Source organism: Verminephrobacter aporrectodeae subsp. tuberculatae At4 (genome assembly GCF_000193225.1).
Taxonomy (GTDB): domain Bacteria; phylum Pseudomonadota; class Gammaproteobacteria; order Burkholderiales; family Burkholderiaceae_C; genus Acidovorax; species Acidovorax aporrectodeae.
Genome location: NZ_AFAL01000417.1, coordinates 1 through 17,952, shown reverse-complemented (window position 1 = coordinate 17,952; position 17,952 = coordinate 1). Strand labels below are relative to the sequence as shown.

At 65.2% G+C, this 17,952-nt stretch carries 17 protein-coding genes; 7 read left to right on the top strand and 10 right to left on the bottom strand.

Annotated elements, in window-relative coordinates:
• On the bottom strand, positions 1–981 hold a 981-nt coding region (locus VTU_RS0112830; RefSeq protein ID WP_010104747.1), incomplete at its 3' end, for an AlbA family DNA-binding domain-containing protein.
• A 13-nt stretch (positions 982–994) separates the two neighbouring features.
• Positions 995–3,667, bottom strand: a complete 2,673-nt coding sequence (locus VTU_RS0112825; protein ID WP_010104746.1) for a TrlF family AAA-like ATPase — start codon at positions 3,665–3,667, stop codon at positions 995–997.
• A 231-nt stretch (positions 3,668–3,898) separates the two neighbouring features.
• Here VTU_RS0112825 and acs point away from each other — a divergent pair, with 231 nt between their 5' ends.
• Both acs and VTU_RS0112815 read left to right on the top strand, forming a co-directional pair.
• Positions 3,899–5,899 carry an acetate--CoA ligase gene (gene acs / locus VTU_RS0112820; protein ID WP_010104745.1) on the top strand — a complete coding sequence of 667 codons (2,001 nt, stop codon included), beginning with the start codon at positions 3,899–3,901 and terminating at the stop codon, positions 5,897–5,899.
• Positions 5,900–6,051: 152 nt separating this feature from the next.
• Positions 6,052–6,528: a hypothetical protein gene (locus tag VTU_RS0112815; RefSeq protein ID WP_010104743.1), complete on the top strand. Its 477-nt coding sequence runs from the start codon at positions 6,052–6,054 to the stop codon at positions 6,526–6,528.
• A gap of 65 nt (positions 6,529–6,593) precedes the next feature.
• Here VTU_RS0112815 and rplS read toward each other — a convergent pair whose 3' ends face one another.
• The 4 genes from rplS to rpsP form a co-directional block, all read right to left on the bottom strand.
• On the bottom strand, positions 6,594–6,977 hold the full coding sequence (rplS, locus tag VTU_RS0112810; protein ID WP_010104741.1) for a 50S ribosomal protein L19: 384 nt from the start codon (positions 6,975–6,977) through the stop codon (positions 6,594–6,596).
• A 162-nt stretch (positions 6,978–7,139) separates the two neighbouring features.
• Positions 7,140–7,895 carry a tRNA (guanosine(37)-N1)-methyltransferase TrmD gene (gene trmD / locus VTU_RS0112805; RefSeq protein WP_010104739.1) on the bottom strand — a complete coding sequence of 252 codons (756 nt, stop codon included), beginning with the start codon at positions 7,893–7,895 and terminating at the stop codon, positions 7,140–7,142.
• Between the two features lie 18 nt (positions 7,896–7,913).
• Entirely contained in the window at positions 7,914–8,483 is a 570-nt protein-coding gene (rimM, locus tag VTU_RS0112800) for a ribosome maturation factor RimM (RefSeq protein WP_010104737.1), read from the bottom strand.
• Positions 8,484–8,569: 86 nt separating this feature from the next.
• Entirely contained in the window at positions 8,570–8,821 is a 252-nt protein-coding gene (gene rpsP / locus VTU_RS0112795; protein ID WP_010104736.1) for a 30S ribosomal protein S16, read from the bottom strand.
• Between the two features lie 200 nt (positions 8,822–9,021).
• Between rpsP and VTU_RS0112790 the strand changes: the two genes are divergently transcribed.
• Together VTU_RS0112790 and VTU_RS0112785 are read left to right on the top strand one after the other, a co-directional pair.
• On the top strand, positions 9,022–9,543 hold the full coding sequence (locus VTU_RS0112790) for a GNAT family N-acetyltransferase (RefSeq protein WP_010104735.1): 522 nt from the start codon (positions 9,022–9,024) through the stop codon (positions 9,541–9,543).
• An 8-nt stretch (positions 9,544–9,551) separates the two neighbouring features.
• A complete protein-coding gene (locus VTU_RS0112785) occupies positions 9,552–9,998 on the top strand; it encodes a TM2 domain-containing protein (protein WP_010104734.1) in 447 nt (148 codons plus the stop codon).
• A gap of 51 nt (positions 9,999–10,049) precedes the next feature.
• On the opposite strand, the gene VTU_RS0112780 is transcribed toward VTU_RS0112785, so the two are convergent.
• Positions 10,050–10,859, bottom strand: coding sequence for an IclR family transcriptional regulator (locus VTU_RS0112780; RefSeq protein ID WP_010104733.1), 810 nt, complete (start codon positions 10,857–10,859; stop codon positions 10,050–10,052).
• 375 nt (positions 10,860–11,234) lie between these two features.
• Here VTU_RS0112780 and VTU_RS0112775 point away from each other — a divergent pair, with 375 nt between their 5' ends.
• A complete protein-coding gene (locus VTU_RS0112775) occupies positions 11,235–12,110 on the top strand; it encodes a gamma-glutamyl-gamma-aminobutyrate hydrolase family protein (protein WP_010104732.1) in 876 nt (291 codons plus the stop codon).
• 7 nt (positions 12,111–12,117) lie between these two features.
• Here VTU_RS0112775 and VTU_RS0112770 read toward each other — a convergent pair whose 3' ends face one another.
• Positions 12,118–13,314, bottom strand: a complete 1,197-nt coding sequence (locus tag VTU_RS0112770; RefSeq protein WP_010104730.1) for an acyl-CoA dehydrogenase — start codon at positions 13,312–13,314, stop codon at positions 12,118–12,120.
• 230 nt (positions 13,315–13,544) lie between these two features.
• Here VTU_RS0112770 and hutH point away from each other — a divergent pair, with 230 nt between their 5' ends.
• Both hutH and hutU read left to right on the top strand, forming a co-directional pair.
• Positions 13,545–15,107 (top strand): histidine ammonia-lyase, encoded by a 1,563-nt coding sequence (gene hutH / locus VTU_RS0112765; RefSeq protein ID WP_010104729.1) that lies wholly within the window; start codon positions 13,545–13,547, stop codon positions 15,105–15,107.
• A gap of 15 nt (positions 15,108–15,122) precedes the next feature.
• Complete coding sequence (gene hutU / locus VTU_RS0112760; protein ID WP_010104728.1) at positions 15,123–16,865, top strand: urocanate hydratase; 1,743 nt, start codon at positions 15,123–15,125, stop codon at positions 16,863–16,865.
• A 25-nt stretch (positions 16,866–16,890) separates the two neighbouring features.
• Here hutU and ruvC read toward each other — a convergent pair whose 3' ends face one another.
• Entirely contained in the window at positions 16,891–17,439 is a 549-nt protein-coding gene (gene ruvC, locus VTU_RS0112755) for a crossover junction endodeoxyribonuclease RuvC (RefSeq protein WP_010104727.1), read from the bottom strand.
• Between the two features lie 26 nt (positions 17,440–17,465).
• Positions 17,466–17,952, bottom strand: a 487-nt coding sequence (locus VTU_RS0112750; protein WP_010104726.1) for an EAL and HDOD domain-containing protein, incomplete at its 5' end; no start/stop codon positions are given.

The window sequence follows — 17,952 nt, the reverse complement described above, 5'->3', positions numbered from 1 at the left end:
GACGATCTCGACTTCGGGTGTGCGGGTCCAATCCCGGTGCGCCAGCGCATTCACAACGGCCTCCCGCAAGGACTCGGGCGGGTAGTGCCAGATACGCTCCCGGCGCAGGCCGTCGCCCAGGTTTTCACCCTCCGTGCTGACGAGAGGCTGGCCTTGCAGCCTGTCCATCAGGTCTTCGATCAGGCCGCGTTCGAGCAATTCGCGCGCGCCACCATCCTGGCGCGCAAAGCGGCCGACCAGAGGCGCATCAAGAATCGTGTCGTCAAGCGCTTGGTAACTCTTGTCGATACCGCTGAACGCCATCCACCGGATGCCCGCTTGACGCAGGAAGCGGCGCGGTGTGCGGCCAAACAACACCAGGCCGGCAATGGTGCAAACCGGCGCCGCCGCATGGACGTCGGTCATGAAGCCCAAGCCCAGCATGCGATCGATCCACGCAACTTCCGTCGCTGGCAGTTCGCGGTCGCCAGCGCAGCTCAGAAGATAGTCTTGGAGGCGTTCGCGGTCCAAGGCATGAATAGTCGCTCCGGAGACGGGCATGGTTTCGCTGTGCAGCAGGCCTCCCGTCGCAAACAGTCGCGCTTGCTGGTTGCGGTCGGCAAATCGCACGGTACTTCCGACGCGGATATAGATCTCTTCGCGGCCGTTGTGGCGAAGGACGTACGGCTTGCTGCTTCCCGTCGTGACCGAAACCACCGCGACGCGTTGACCGCCATCAAGCGCAACGACTTCGTAGAACGGCAGCAGCATGGGATGCACATGCCCCAGGATGGCATCCATCACCCAAGTCTCGAGGTTCCCGCGCTGGATGCCGGAGATTGTGCCGTCGTCCTCGACGCCGAGCAGAACCATGCCGCCGCGCAGGTTGGCCATTGCGACGATTTCTCTGGCGAGCGCGTCGGCGCGGATGTCATCGCGTTTGAACTCGACGCCCGAGTTTTCGCCATTTGCAATGATTTCCAGCAACTCCGTTTTGAGCATCTATCTTCTCTCTCTAAAAACCGTACTTTTCCTTGCGCCGGGAAAACGCCTCCCGGCCACCTTCCAGGATTTCGGCGACGCGGTCGCGAATATCCGGCACGTCGATGGAGCCCTGCGCCGTGGCGGGCATTTGTGCGCGGGATCCATCGGACGAGAAGATACCGATCCACTCGGCATCGCCGAACACCGGGATGTTTGCGTTGTGGGTGGCGAACAGGAACTGCCGCTCGGTCTTTGCTCCGCGCAACTGGGTCACGATCCGTTCGGCGATGAAGGCATTGTCCAGATTGTCCTCGGGCTGGTCCATGATGAGCGGGTCGTCGTTCTTCAACAGCAGCAGGTGCAGGATTGCCGTGCACTGCTGCCCCGTGGAGAGTTGATCCAGCGGCTTGAACAACGCACCCTCGTGCGCGATGTTCAGTTCGATCAGGATCTGATCTTGCAGGTCGATTTCTTCGATTTCCAGCACCAGGCTGCGGTCGAGGCGGGCCAGGGCCTCGATCGCCGAGGGCTGAATCCCCCAGTCCGAGGTCAGCGCCTCGATGGCGCTTTCGCCGTCGCGCATTGCCTTGACCAGTGCGGGCACGGTCAGGTTCTCTCCGGATTCATCGATCCAGGCAAGTTTCTTTTCCCCGAGACCGGGCACCCGCAGCAGGAGTTCTTTCAGCGCCCTGCGCTGTGCCCCGGCCTTCAGATCCAGCCTCAGCTTGCCATCGAGCTTGCGGTTGAGTTTTCTGGTGGCCTGGCGCAACTCGTCGGTGCGCTGGTCCCGCAGTTGCGAAAATGCGTCCAGCAGATCGCGTCGTTGGCCATGGAGTTCGTGCAATAACCGATCCATGCTGCCTGCACGCGCTTCGCTGGGGCGGATGGTTTCGATCTCCCGCAGCAGTTCCTGATAGGCCCGGCCCACGTCGCGGCCCGGCCTGCCTGCGAAGGTGGGCAGGTTTGTGAAGACCCTTTCAAGAGCCGCTGATTCGGCGTCGAGTTTGCTTTTCAATTCGGCCTGCTGTGCATCGGTCGCCATCGTCGTTGCAGCATGCAATTCCCGGAGCCCCGCGAGTCGGGTCGTGATCTCCTTGCCGAGCCCATTGAGCGCGGCACGCATGCGGACCATGATCTGGGCATGTGGCAGCCCGTCAAGCGCCTTGTCGCTGAGAAACGCGGTATCGGGAAGGTTGTCGTTGAGCATGACCAATCCCTCGGCCACGCGGGTGAGTTCTTCGCTGACGCGCTCGGCGAGTTGCTTCTCGCGCTCCAGTTGAGGCACCAGGGCCAGTTTGTCTTCAAGACCCAGTGACTTGAACTGCTGCACCTGTTCGGTCAGTTTGGGCAGCCGTGCAACCTGCGTCTGCAAATCGTCCTTCTGCCGCGCAGCGGTCAACAGCTTGTTGCGGTTGTTGATCAATTGCCTGGCAATGACGCCGAGTTCGTCAGTCAGCGTGCTGCCGCTCGGTAGAAAGCGATTCAAGATGGCTGCCTGGCTGGCAGGGTCGCGGGCCAGCTCGAGGATTTCATTTTGACCGTAGATCTCGATGCGCGGTAGAAGATCGCGCGGTTGCAAGGTCGATACCTGCCCCGCATCGTCTTTGACGACGGAAGGCTCACCATAGCGACGAGATACCGAATAGCGTCTGCCGTTCTGCGTGCGCGAGATCACCTCCAATGCGATGCGCCCACCGGCTCCCAGGTTTGCCTTGATGATTTCATCATGCTGTCGTTTGGCGGAGAGCGCACGCGGTGGCACGTCGAGTACGTAGCGCAGGCATTCGATCAGCGTCGATTTACCGGTCCCACGCCCGCCGATCACGGCATTCAGATGTGCCGACAGCTCGATACCGATGCCGTCAAGGTAGCCGCCATGAAAGCGCAGCTTCTCCATGCGTGAATAGTGCGCCTCGGGCGGAAATCCGAGTCGAATGCGTGAATCAGGATCCTTGAATGCAGCAAGAAAGCTTTCGAAACCCGGCCGTGTCATCTTGATCCAGCTGCTCGCGCGTGGATTGGCCAAATCATCGGGCGTGACCACATCCTTGGCATTCAGGAGCGCGATGTGGTGCGCGCGGCGGTAGTTCGGGTCTTTGTTGAGGACGATTTGCTTGTGGTTTTGTGGCAAATCCTCGAGGGGTCCGGGAATCTGGCCAGCTTTGACCAACGTCTCGTCCTTCCATATGTGGGAAAGTCCCCCGCCAGCTTGGTTCAGATGCAGCAGGCCGTTGGCGCCGGTCATGTGCGCGGCATACCAGAAACCACCACAATCGAAAATTATCCGCGCAAGGTCGAGACAGGTTTTGTTGGAAGGCTGCACCGTATCCCCGGGATCTGTGAGAGACAGCTTGCCCAGGTATCGATTCAATTGATCTGTGGTCGTGTCTTCGGGAAACAGGCAGACCATGTGTACTTTCTCGCTGGACGCAATCTCGAAACCGGGAAAGACGATGATGCCGTGTGGTTCGAGGAACCGGCGCAAACCATCGACTGCATCGACGCTGCCGTGGTCCGCAACGCCAACTACCGTGATTTCAAGTGCCCGGCACTGGTCGAGCACCTGCTGATTGTAAGCAGCTTCATCCAGCCCGTGTTCGATGCCGTGGTATTGGGTTTGGTAGCCGAACGGGTTTACCTGCAGGGCACAGCGCCAGAAACGCGCGATCGTGTAGCTGGATTCAGGAGTGGGTTCTCTGTTCATGTGCGCTCATTATGAGTGTTTGGGCCACGTGGAATCGATCGATGGCGCAACCCCCCCGCGGTGCGATGGCTTGCTGGCCACGCAGCGTGGCGGCTGCGGTGCCCTGGCCAGTGCGTAAGCACCCCTGGTGGTGTGATCAAATCCACGCCCGTCCGTGGCCCGTCAGTGGCCCGTAAGCGCCGGGTCCGACAGTACCGGCCCGTTTCATCATGCGATCAAGGAGACAAAACCATGACTGCGTCCGCGCCCGCGTCCGCCATCGAGTCCATGCTGGTCGAGAACCGCGTATTCCCTCCGGCGGACGCCATCGTCCAGGCTGCGCGCGTGTCCGGCATGGCTGCATACGCGGCGCTGTGCGCCGAGGCGGACGGGGATTTCGAGGGGTTCTGGGCGCGCCAGGCGCGCAGCAACCTGCAGTGGAGCCGACCCTTTACGCGCACGCTCGATGCGTCCAACGCGCCGTTTTTCCAGTGGTTTGCCGACGGTGAACTGAATGCCTCGGCGAACTGCCTGGACCGCCACGTCGGCACGCCCACCGAGAACAAGACCGCGATCGTCTTCGAGGCCGACGACGGCGCGCTGACCCGCGTCAGCTACAGGGAACTGTTCGCGCGCGTGGGTCAGTTTGCGAATGCGCTCAAGGCGCACGGCGTCGCCAAGGGGGATCGGGTGCTGATCTACATGCCCATGTCCATCGAGGGCGTGGTCGCGATGCAGGCCTGCGCCCGCATTGGCGCCACGCACAGCGTGGTGTTTGGCGGCTTCAGCGCCAAGGCCGTGCACGAGCGCATCGTCGATGCGGGCGCCGTGGCCGTGGTCACCGCCAACTGCCAGATGCGCGGCGGCAAGGAACTGCCGCTGAAGACGACCATCGACGAAGCCCTGGCCATGGGCGGCTGCGACGGCGTGCGCAACGTGTTCGTTTATCAGCGCACGGCCACGGCCTGCGCCATGCGGGCCGGCCGCGACAAGAGCTTTGCCGAGGCGCTCGCGGGCCAGAGCACGGATTGCGCGGCGCTTGCCGTGGGCGCCGAGCACCCGCTGTTCATCCTGTACACCAGCGGCTCCACCGGCAAGCCCAAGGGCGTGCAGCACAGCACGGGCGGCTATCTGCTGTGGGCCAAGATGACCATGGACTGGACCTTCGACCTGCGCGCGGACGATGTCTTCTGGTGCACCGCAGACATCGGCTGGATCACGGGCCACACCTATGTGGCCTACGGCCCGCTGGCCGCGGGCGCCACGCAGATCATCTTCGAAGGCGTCCCCACGTTCCCGAACGCGGGCCGCTTCTGGCAGATGATAGAGCGCCACCGGTGCACGATCTTCTACACCGCGCCCACGGCCATCCGCTCGCTCATCAAGGCGGCCGAAGCCGACGCGGCCGTGCACCCCGCGCGCTCCGACCTGTCGAGCCTGCGCATCCTGGGCAGCGTGGGCGAGCCCATCAACCCCGAGGCCTGGATGTGGTACCACCAGAACGTGGGGGGCGGGCGTTGCCCCGTCGTGGACACCTTCTGGCAGACCGAAACCGGCGGCCACGTCATTGCGCCGCTGCCCGGGGCCACCCCGCTCGTTCCGGGCAGTTGCACGCTGCCGCTGCCCGGAATCGCTGCTGCCGTCGTCGACGAGACGGGCCGCGACATGCCCCACGGCGCGGGCGGCATCCTGGTCATCAAGCGGCCCTGGCCGAGCATGATCCGCACCATCTGGAACGACCCCGAGCGCTTCAGAAAGAGCTACTTCCCCGAGGAACTCAGGGGCTATTACCTGGCCGGCGACGGTGCGGTGCGCAGCGTCGACCGCGGCTACTTTCGCATCACGGGCCGCATCGACGACGTGCTCAACGTCTCGGGCCACCGCATGGGAACGATGGAGATCGAATCGGCGTTGGTCGCCAAGACCGACTTGGTCGCCGAGGCCGCCGTGGTGGGCCGCCCCGACGCCGTGACGGGGGAGGCCATCTGCGCCTTCGTGGTGCTCAAGCGCGCGCGCCCCACGGGCGAGGAGGCCGGGCAGATCGCCAACGAACTGCGCAACTGGGTGGCCAAGGAAATCGGCCCGATCGCCAAGCCCCGGGACATCCGCTTTGGCGACAACCTGCCCAAGACGCGCAGCGGCAAGATCATGCGCCGCCTGCTGCGCAGCATTGCCAAGGGGGAGGCCATCACGCAAGACATCAGCACGCTGGAAAATCCCGCCATCCTGGAGCAGTTGTCGCAGACCAACTGATACCGACTCTGCACCAGGGTCAGGGTCCGCAGCAGGATGCGGCCGGAAATTGCGCCCGGGCGGGGTGGCGGTGAGCGCCACCGCATACATTACAACGGTCGCATCGATGTGATCGGCCGCCCTGGCCGGGCGTCGTCTACCGGAGATTCCCCATGCAATTGCGTTCCTTCGTTCTGCTCTTGACGGTGCTGAGCATCGTGGCGCTGGCGGTCCTGAACTGGCCCGCCCTGACGACCCCCTCGCAGATATCGCTGGGGCTGGTCTCCGTGGAAGCTCCGCTGGGGCTCTTGATGCTGGCGCTCACAGCGCTGCTGGGCACCTTCTTCCTGGCCTATGTGCTTTCGCTGCATGGCTCCGTCCTCCTGGAAACGCGCCGCCACACCAAGGAGTTGCAGGCCCAGCGCGACCTGGCCGACAAGGCCGAGGCCTCGCGTTTCACCGAACTGCGCGCGTTCCTGGACGCCCAGAGCCAGCAGACCCATGCAGCGTTCCTGGCGCGGCTGGATCAGCTGGAAGCGCGCCTCGCAGCGCGGGCCGAGGAGTCGGACAACACCACGGCCGCGTACGTGGGGCAGTTGGAGCAGCAGCTGCGCAGCCGCAATCCGGGGGGCGACGCCTTTATCGGTTGATGCGGCTGAGGCGGCGCAGTGGCTTGGCCGGCGCGCGCGCCCCATGCGCCATTCCGTGATGGCCGTTACGCGGCGGGGGCTACGGCCTTGGTGCGCGCGGGCAGCTTTTCCTTGATGCGTGCCGACTTGCCGCTGCGCGCGCGCAGGTAGTACAGCTTGGCGCGGCGCACGTCGCCGCGGCGCTTGACCTCGATTCCGGCGATCAGCGGGCTATAGGTCTGAAAGGTGCGCTCCACGCCTTCGCCGCTGGAGATTTTGCGCACGGTGAAGCCACTGTTCAGGCCGCGGTTGCGTTTGGCGATGACCACCCCCTCGTAAGCCTGCACGCGCTTGCGCGTACCTTCGACCACGTTCACGCTCACGATCACCGTGTCGCCCGGGGAGAAGTCCGGGATGGTCTTGTTCAAGCGGGCGATTTCTTCCGCTTCCAGAGTCTGGATCAGGTTCATGGCTATATTCCCAGCGATCTTGGCCGCGCCCAAAGTGGCAGCGTCGGGATTGACGTCTCAAGGGTTGTGCAGCGGCGCGAGGCTTGCAAAACGGCCGGCCAGAGGATCGAAAAGCCCTCGATTGTAGCAATTCAATTCCCCGGCGCGTTGCGCTCCAGGGCATCAGGCATCAGGGAGCGCCGCTTCGTCCGCAGGGCTCAGGCGGCCGGCCTTGCGCGCCGCGTCGAGCAAATCGGGCCGGTTGCGCGACGTGATCGCCAGTTGCTGCTCACGGCGCCAGCGCGCTATCTGCGCATGCTGCCCGGATACGAGGACGGCAGGCACCCGCCGCCCGGCCCATTCCTCGGGACGGGTGTAGTGCGGGCAGTCGAGCAGGCCGTCGAGTACGGGATGAAAGCTCTCGCACTGGTGGCTGTCCGCGTCATGGAGCACGCCGGGCTGCAAGCGCGCGACGGCGTCGAGCAAGGCCATGGCGGCGATTTCTCCTCCTGAGAGAACAAAATCGCCCAGGCTCATTTGCAGATCGACGTGCGCGTCGATGAAGCGTTGGTCGATTCCCTCATAGCGTCCGCACAACAGAATGGCCCCGGCGCTCGCCGACCAGCGCTCCACGGCGGCGTGGTCGAGCGGCCTGCCGACGGGCGAAAACAGCAGCAGCGGAGCTTGGCTCTCGCGCGGTTCGGCGCGTTCGGCACGCACGGCCTCCAGGCAGCGCAGCAGCGGCTCGGCGAGCATGACCATGCCCGGGCCGCCGCCATAAGGACGGTCGTCCACGCGGCGGTAATTGCCCTCGGCATGGTCGCGCGGATTCCACAGGCGCACGTCAACCTGCCCGCCGGCGTACGCGCGGCGGGTCACGCCGCTCGTGAGAAAGGGCGCAAACAGCCCGGGAAACAGGGTGATGACGTCAAAGCGCATGCGGGGCGCGGGGCTTGGTCAGTAGTCGGGCTGCCAGTCGACGATGATGCGTTTCTCGGGCAGGTCCACCGTGTCCACGAAGGCCGAGACAAAAGGAATCATGCGCTCGTGCGCCTTGCCGTCCTGCTCGCAGGCCAGAACCAGCACCGTCTGCGGGCCTGTGGACAGCAGTTCGCGCACCTGCCCCAGGGCCACGCCTTCGCGGTTGCTGACCTGAAGGCCGATCAGATCGACCCAGTAGTACTCATCTTGCGCGGGCGATGGAAAACCCGAGCGTGCAACGAAGATGCGCGCTCCGCGCAGGGAATCGGCGGCGTCGCGGTCGTCGATTCCCTGCGCCTGCGCGACGAGCACGTCGGCGTGCTCCCTGGCCTGGAGAATGGACAGCCGCAGCGTGCCGCTGAAGGTCTTGGCGCCACGCTCGGACGGTTGCAGATACCAGCGCCTGGACGCGAACAGAGCCTGCGGATCGCGGCTATGGGGCAGCACCTTGAACCAGCCCTTGACCCCCCAGGCGTCGGCAATACGCCCCACTTCGACGGCGTCGTCAGGCAGCTGCGCGGGGTCCAGGGGCAGGCTCGCGGCCATGCAGGGGTTCCGGAACGGGAAAGCAAAATGAAAAAAGGGCGGGTTCCGTGCGGCAAACCAACGGAGCCCGCCCTTTTCGGGGCACTTCAGGCCACCTTCTTGGCGGCCTGCTTGACCAGCCGGTCCACGGTGGGCGAGGACTGGGCGCCCACGCTCTGCCAGTACGTCAGCCGGTCTTGCACGATGCGCAGACCCTCTTCGTTTTCCTTGGCGCTGGGGTTGTAGAAGCCAATGCGCTCGATGAAGCGGCCGTCACGGCGCACGCGCCTGTCGGCGACGACGATGCTGAAAAAAGGACGGCCCTTGGAGCCGCCGCGGGAGAGTCGAATGACGACCATGATTTATCCTTCGGGGGAGGCCTGCGGTACGCCATTGGCCCTGAGTGACCCCGAGTCTTGCCCAGAGAGCCGCACAATGTCCGCAACCAGCCAAGCAAATACACAATGATTCACAGCGTTTCGTCTCGTTTGAAACACGCGGCGTGACCACCCAGCCAGCGCCCCGCTGCAAAACCCGAAATTATATCCCTATCCACGGTATGCCCACCATCCGCCCCAGCGCCGCCAGCGACATCCCCGCCATTGCCGCCATCTACCGGCACCATGTGCTCCACGGCACGGGGACGTTCGAGATCGATCCCCCTTGCGAAGCCGATATGGCCGCCCGCCGCGCGGATGTGCTGGCGCGCGGCCTGCCCTGGCTGGTCGCCGAGAAAGACGGCCAAGTGTTGGGCTTTGCCTACGCCAACTGGTTCAAGCCGCGCCCGGCGTACCGTTTCTCGGCCGAAGACTCGATCTACGTGAGCGACAGCGCCCGCGGCCTGGGTCTGGGGCGCAGGCTGTTGACCGAAGTGGCGGCGCAGGCCGAGGCCGCGGGCGTGCGCAAGCTGCTGGCCGTCATCGGCGACTCGGCGAACGCGGGATCGATCGGCGTGCACCGCGCGCTGGGCTTTACCGAGGTGGGAATCATGCGGTCCGTGGGCTGGAAGTTCGGCGCCTGGCGCGACGTCGTGCTCATGGAAAAGCCCCTGGGCGAGGCAGACCGCACCGCGCCGGAATGAGCAAAACCATGAAAAACAAAACCCTGGCGGCCTGGCTCGCTTTCGTCGGCGGGCCCGTGGGCCTGCACCGCTTTTATCTGCACGGCCTGGCGGACCTGCCGGGCTGGCTGCTGCCCATCCCCACGGCGCTGGGAATTTACGGCGTCGAGCGGGTGCAACAGTTTGGTCAGGACGACCATTACAGCTGGGTGCTGATTCCGCTGCTCGGCCTGACCATCGCGGGCTGCGCGCTGCGCGCCATCCTGTTCGCGCTGATGGCGCCCGATGCATGGAATGCCCGCTACAACCCCACCGCGCCCCTTGACGCCGCCGCCGGCGAAACACGCTGGCTCACCGTGGGCGCCATCGTGCTTTCGCTGCTCGTGGGCACCAGCGTGCTGATGGCGAGCCTCGCGTTCGGCTTTCAACGGTATTTCGAATACCAGATCGAAGAGGCGCGCAAGATTTCGCAATGACCCGCTGCTATGGCGGGGACATTGCGGGGCATGCCGCAGCGCGGCCGGCTTTCAGCGCAGGCCCTGCGCGGTTTCCAGCCGGAACACCGCGTCGCGCAGCAGCGGGACGACCTCGCGCACCAGCCGGTCCTTCTGCGCGCGGTGCGTGATCAGCGAGCAGTTGATGGCCAGCGGCGGCTCGTTCGCGGGCTGCCGCAGCGGGACCGCGACCGCATGCACGTCCTGGCACCAGTCGCCGCGCGAATGGCAGTAGGAGCGCTCGGCAAACAGCCTCTGGTCGGCTTCCCACATGACCCGGTGCGTATCGAACAGGGTGCGGTTCTGTACCCGCAGGTAGTTGATGATCGCCGCCTGCTCCTTCGCGGGGCAGGCCAGGATCAGCGCGCGCCCGATGGCGCTGGACAACAGCGGCCGCACACTGCCGATGTCCGAATGGTGCAGGTTGCTCGTGTCGGAATGCACCGACTCGATGTACACGACGTGGATGCGGTCGCGTATGCCCAGATTCACGGTGCACCCGGTGCTGCGCGCCAGCGCTTCCATGATTGGCTTGGCCAACTGGCGCACCGCGATGCTCGCGAGCAGGGGATGGACCAGCGACAGCGTGCCGGGACTGAGCCGGTACTTCTGATGCGCCGCATCACGGTTCAAGTAGCCCAGCAGCGAGAGGGTGTAGGTCAGGCGCGAGATGGTTGGCTTGGGCAGACCCGTGCGGTCCGCAAGCTCCCGGTTGCCAAGCAACCGCGCCGTTGGCGTGAATGCACGCAATACCTTTAAACCACGCGCCAGATTCATGGAGAACTGACGGTCCGTGCTGAGGTCGTGTGGGTCGACGAGACCTGGGGCGATGATGGTGCTCACGTTGCTCTTGTTTTGCGTTTAGATTGTCTGACAGGCCATTGTTCGGCGAGACAAAAGGTAAAGTCAACAATGGGAGCAAGTTTATTTCACTCTGCAAAATAGACTTCTTATGAATGGGGGCAAATTTCTGACGAAATTGTCAATTGATACCGACGCTATTCAGATGCTACAGGACAAATGTTACAAATTAAAGACTGCATACGCCACATTGCCGGGCGCCGTGGAGCGGCTCGTCCTGCGCGTGCTGGAGGTGCGCCCGATCGGCCGTGCACCGGCTTTTCCCGGTAAACACCACGCAGACACAATATTACAAATTGGTGCGATTATTTCTTTTTCGTAGGTGACACGCAAACCGCATTCCCTCCGGAGGACCCCATGCCCGCCACCCGCCGCCTCAAGATTGGTTTGTCCGCCTGTTTTCAACACGCTGACCCCGACCGCTCGTTGTTCACGGGCAAGACCCTGCAATACGTGGAGCAGTCGATCGCGCACTGGATCATGTCCGCCGGGGCCATGGTGGTGATGGTGCCCTGTCCCACCGGAGAGACGGCCCGGGGCGACGTCACGCTGGCCCACTATGCCGACTGGCTGGACGGCGTGGTCCTGCACGGTGGCGCCGACATCTGGCCCGGCAGCTACGGCGAGGCGCCGTTGCGCGCGGAATGGCTTGGCGACCGCGTGCGCGACCTGTACGACCTGGCCGTGGTCGAGGCATTCGAGCAGATCGGCAAGCCGATCTTTGGTGTGTGCCGCGGGCTGCAACTCATCAATGTGGCGTTTGGCGGCACGCTGTACCAGGACATCGAAACCCAGCACCCCGGCGCGCTGCGCCACCGCGACGCGGCCACCTACGACCAGAACTTTCATGCGGTGGAAATCATTCCGGGAACGCGCCTGGCGAGCCTCTACCCCAGCCAGCGGCTGGCGCGCGTGAACAGCATCCACCACCAGGCAATCAAGTCGCTCGCGCCGGGCTTTCAGATCGAAGCCTGGAGCCGCCCCGACGGCGTGCCCGAGGCGATCCGCCGCAGCCCCGCGCGGGGCAGGGGCTACATCGCCGCCACGCAATGGCACCCGGAGTTCCACCGGCACGGCCTGGACACCCTGGACGACAGCGCCATCTTGCAGGACTTTCTGGCCGCCTGCGCGCTGGCCAAGGCGCGCCCGCAACCGGGCAACAGCCCGCTGCGCATCCGCGACCGGGCCACGCGCCTGCTGCGGCAAGCGCTGCTGATGGATCGCAGCGATTGATCCGATCTCAGTTCGAGAAGGCCGCAATGCCGGTGATGGCACGGCCCAGGATCAGCGCGTGCACGTCGTGCGTTCCCTCGTAGGTGTTCACCACTTCCAGGTTCACCAGGTGGCGGGCCACGCCGAACTCGTCGCTGATGCCGTTGCCGCCCAGCATGTCGCGCGCCTGGCGGGCGATGTCCAGCGCCTTGCCGCAGCTGTTGCGCTTGATGAGTGAGGTGGCCTCCACGGCGGCCGTGCCTTCGTCCTTCATGCGGCCCAGGCGCAGGCAGGCTTGCAGGCCGATGGCGATCTCGGTCTGCATGTCGGCGAGCTTTTTCTGGACGAGTTGGTTCGCCGCCAGAGGGCGACCGAATTGCTTGCGCTCGAGCGTGTACTGGCGCGCGCGGTGCCAGCAGAATTCGGCGGCGCCCAGGGCGCCCCAGGCGATGCCGTAGCGCGCGCTGTCCAGGCAGGTGAAGGGGCCCTTGAGGCCTTGCACTTCAGGGAAGGCGTTTTCTTCGGGAACGAATACGGCATTCATCACGATCTCGCCGGTGACCGACGTGCGCAGGCCGATCTTGCCGTGGATCGCCGGGGCGCTCAGCCCGCGCATGCCCTTTTCCAGCACGAAGCCACGGATGGGGCCCAGCGCGCCCCCTGCGGACACTTCCTTGGCCCAGACCACGAATACGTCGGCCACGGGGCTGTTGGTGATCCACATCTTGCTGCCCTCGATCCGGTAGCCGCCGGCCACCTTGTGCGCGCGCGTGGCCATGCTGCCGGGGTCGGAGCCGTGGTCGGGCTCGGTCAGGCCAAAGCAGCCGATCCACTCGCCGCGGGCCAGCCCGGGCAGGTATTTCTGGCGCTGGGCCTCGGTGCCGAATTCATGGATCGGCAGCATCACCAGCGAGCTTTGCACGCTGGCCATTGAACGGTAGCCCGAATCCACGCGCTCGATCTCGCGGGCAATCAGGCCGTAGGCCACGTGGTTCAGGCCCGGGCCGCCGTAGCGCTCGGAAATGGTAGGGCCCAGCAGGCCGATTGCGCCCATCTCGCGGAAGATACCGGGGTCCATTTTTTCGTGGCGGAAGGCGTCGAGCACGCGCGGGGCCAGTTTGTCCTGGCAGTAAGCGGCGGCCGCGTCACGCAGCATGCGCTCGTCGTCGCTCAGCTGCTGCCCGAGCAGGAAGGGGTCATCCCAGTGGAAAGCGGCATGGGCCACGGCGTGTATCTCCAGTCAGAAGGTCGAGGAATCGTTCCAGCGGGATCGCAAAGGCATTTCGCTGCGGGAGAGGATCGTAGCCGGGTTCTCTGCTGCTCCCCCGCGCCCGATTCGGCGTCCGGCATTGCCGTGCGTTACGCTTTCTCCCGCAGGGAACAACTACACTGCTTTGGTCGTTTCTTGCAGGAACGAACCGGGTGACTTTGCTCTGCTTGGCTCAAAGGATGTCCATGTCCCGAAATGTGATTGAACTGGTACCGGGCACCGTCAGCTTGCAGAGCCTTGTGCGCATCCATGCCGGTGGGGTGCGTGTGACGATGGTGGACTCGGCCCGCGCCAATCTGTTGGCTGCGCAACGCGTCGTGCACGACATCCTGCATGCTGGCGCCGTGGTCTACGGCATCAACACCGGCTTCGGCAAGCTGGCGCAGACCGTCATTCCCGCGCAGCAACTGGCCGCGCTGCAACGCAACCTCGTGCTGTCGCACAGCGTGGGCACGGGCGCGGATCTGCCTGCCGGAGTCGTCCGCCTGATTCTTGCGACCAAGGCCGTGAGCTTGGCGCGTGCGCACTCCGGCGTGCGACCGGAAATCGTCGATGCACTGCTGGCCCTGCTGAATGCCGATCTGCTGCCGCGCATTCCCGGCAAGGGTTCCGTTGGCGCCTCGGGTGACCTGGCGCCCCTGGCCCATTTGGCCTGCGTGCTCATCGGGGAAGGGGAAGTCATTGCGCCAGAGGGCAGTGTGCTCCAGGGGGCGGAGGCGATGCGTCGCGCCGGGTTCTCACCCTTCGTACTCGGTCCCAAGGAAGGCCTGGCGCTGCTCAATGGCACGCAGGTATCTACTGCGCTGGCGCTGGCCGGTCTGTTTGGCGCCGAGCATGTTCTGTGCGCCGCACTGCTCGCGGGCGCGCTTTCGCTGGAGGCCATTCAGGGCTCCATCAAGCCCTACGACGAACGCATTCATGCCGCCCGGGGTCAGCCGGGGCAAATTGCGGTTGCCGCTGCGGTGCGCGCGCTGCTCGACGGCAGCGAAATCATTCCCTCCCACGCCGACTGCGGTCGCGTGCAGGACCCCTATTCCATCCGGTGCGTGCCGCAGGTCATGGGGGCCTGTTTGGACAACCTCCGCCATGCGGCGCGCGTCCTGGTGATCGAGGCCAACGCGGCTTCGGACAATCCGCTGGTGTTCGCCGATACCGGTGAGGCGATCTCCGGCGGGAATTTCCATGCGGAACCCGTGGCGTTTGCTGCCGACATCATCGCGTTGGCGGTCAGCGAGATGGGTGCGCTCTCCGAGCGGCGGACGGCGCTGCTGCTCGACACCGGCCTGTCGGGACTGCCGCCGTTTCTCGTGCACGACGGGGGCGTCAACTCCGGCTTCATGATGGCGCAGGTCACCGCTGCCGCATTGGCTTCGGAAAACAAATCGCTCGCGCATCCCGCCAGCGTGGACAGCCTGCCCACTTCGGCCAACCAGGAGGACCATGTGTCGATGGCCACCTTCGCCGCCCGTCGCCTGGCCGACATGGTGAACAACACCGCCGTTGTCGTTGGCATCGAGGCCATGGCCGCCTGCCAGGGCATGGAACTCAAACGCCGGCTGAAATCATCGCCATGCATCGAGGCGGAGTTTGCCGCCATCCGCGAACGCGTCGCCTTTCTGGACCAAGACCGATTCCTTGCGCCCGACGTGGAAGCCATGCGCTTGTGGGCCATGGGCGCACAGGGCCGCGCTTGGCCCGCATCGCTGACAGCGATCTTGCCGAGCCTGGCAAAGGACCCATTCGCTTGACCTGGGAGACTCTCGATGAACGCAGCCGACTTGACCGGTGCCCGCGCGGGTTCCGCCACTCCCGATCCGCGCCATGACCCGACCCGCGTGATTCGCGCGCCACGCGGCAGCACGCTCAGCTGCAAGAGCTGGCTCACCGAAGCGCCGTTCCGCATGCTGCAAAACAACCTCGACGCCGAGGTGGCCGAACGCCCGCAGGACCTCGTGGTCTACGGTGGCATCGGCCGCGCCGCGCGCGACTGGGCCTGCTACGACCAGATCCTGGCGTCGCTGAAGGAACTTGAAGACGACGAGACGCTGCTCATTCAATCGGGCAAGCCGGTCGGCGTGTTCAAGACGCACGAGAACGCACCGCGCGTGCTGCTCGCCAACTCGAACCTCGTGCCGCACTGGGCCAATTGGGAGCAGTTCAACGAACTCGACCGCCGGGGCCTTTTCATGTACGGCCAGATGACGGCTGGCAGCTGGATCTACATCGGCAGCCAAGGCATCGTGCAAGGCACCTTCGAGACCTTCACCGAAGCCGGTCGTCAGCATTACGGCAACAGCCTCGCGGGCCGGTGGATCCTCACGGCCGGCCTCGGCGGCATGGGCGGCGCGCAACCGCTCGCGGCCACGCTGGCGGGCGCGGCCTCGCTCACCATCGAGTGCCAGCAGACGCGCATCGACTTCCGCCTGCGCACGCGCTACGTCGACGAACAGGCGCGCAACATCGACCATGCCTTGGAACTCATCGGGCAGCACTGCAACGCCAGGCAGGCCGTGTCCATCGCACTGCTCGGCAATGCGGCCGAGATCCTGCCGGAACTGGTCCGGCGCGCGCAGGCCGGGGGCCCCAAGCCCGACCTCGTGACCGATCAAACCTCTGCGCACGACCTGATCCACGGCTACCTGCCTGCGGGCTGGACCGTGCCGCAATGGCAGGCCGCGATGCAGAACGCTGCGCAACACGGCGCGCTCAAGAAAGCGGCCGCCAAATCGTGCGCCGTGCACGTGCAAGCCATGCTCGACTTCCAGGCCATGGGCGTCCCCACGGTTGACTACGGCAACAATATCCGCCAAGTCGCCTTCGACGAGGGCGTGCAAAACGCCTTCGACTTCCCTGGCTTCGTGCCGGCCTACATCCGTCCGCTGTTCTGCGCAGGCAAGGGGCCGTTCCGCTGGGTCGCGCTCTCGGGCGACCCGCAGGACATCTACAGGACCGACGCCAAGATCAAGGAACTGTTCCCCGAGAACACCCACACGCACCGCTGGCTGGACATGGCGCGCGAGCGCATCGTCTTCCAGGGCCTGCCCGCACGCATCTGCTGGCTCGGCCTGGGCGAGCGCCACGTCGCCGGTCTGGCGTTCAACGCGATGGTGCGAAGGGGTGAACTGAAGGCGCCCATCGTCATCGGCCGCGACCACCTCGACACCGGCTCGGTCGCCAGTCCGAACCGCGAGACCGAGGCCATGCAAGACGGCACCGACGCCGTCAGCGACTGGCCGCTGCTCAACGCCCTGCTCAACACCGCGGGCGGCGCCACCTGGGTCAGCCTGCACCACGGTGGCGGCGTCGGCATGGGCTACTCGCAGCACGCGGGCGTGGTGATCGTTGCCGACGGGAGCGACGCGGCGGACAAGCGCATCGCGCGCGTGCTCTGGAACGACCCGGCGAGCGGCGTGATGCGCCATGCCGACGCGGGCTATGACAGCGCCATCGCGACGGCAAGAAAGCACCAGCTCAAGCTGCCGATGGTCCAGGAACCCGTGCCATGAGCACGCCACGTGCGGCGGCAGCGCGTCAGTAGCTGCGCCCGCCCTTGTACATGGCGTGCTGGCGGCGGTTCAGCGTTGCGGCCGCGTCCAGGCGGCGCATGGCGGCGCCCGCGTGGGCGTGGGTGATGGCCAGGCCCAGGCCGTCGGCGGCGTCGGTGCCGGGCAAACCGGGCATCTGCAGCAGGCGGCGCGTCATCTCCTGCACCTGGCTCTTGGTCGCGCGGCCATGGCCGACCACGGCTTTTTTCATCTGCAGCGCGGTGTATTCCGCCACGGGCAACTGGCTCGCCACCAGGGCCGTGATGCAGGCGCCGCGCGCCTGGCCGAGCAACAGGGTGGATTGCGGGTTGACGTTCACGAACACGATTTCCACCGACGCCGCATCGGGCTGGTAGCGTGCCACCACCTCGGTAATCCCGTCGAACAGAATTTTCAGGCGCCCGGGCAGGTTGCCCAACGCCAGCGTGGTGGTGCGGATGGTGCCGCTGGCCACATAGCTGAGCTTGTGGCCATCCATGTCCACGACACCAAAGCCGGTGGTTTGCAGCCCCGGGTCGATACCAAGAATGCGCATTTGCTGACGGACTCAGGCGCGCGCCGCTAGACGTTCAGGCTCTCGGCCCATGTCAGGGCCTGCAGATGGGCCCAGTTCACCTGGCGGTTGGAAAGCTGCAGGGCATCGGTCGTCCGCGCAAACACCGCTTCGTCACCGCTTTCGCAGGCCTTGACCAATTCCAGAAACGGGGCAAAAACGCCGGTGCCGTGCAGCAGCGCGCCCATCACGGGTTCGGGCAGGGCCACGGATGCGAGGGCTTTTTCCAGCGGCATTCCGAGCATGCTGTCGAGCAGCGAGAACAGGCCCACCACGAAGGCGTTGTCGCACTCTTCGGGCGGCAGCAACTCGGCGGCGAGCAACTCCATCAAGCGTCCGCGCACCACGGCCGTCTGGCCCACGGCGGGTGGCGCTCCCCCGCCCCCGCGCGAGGTGGTCATCAGCAGGGCCGCCCAGCGGAACAGCTTGTTCAGGCCCAGGATCATCACGGCATGGCGAAACGAGGTGACCTCGCACGACAGACCAAACCCCGAA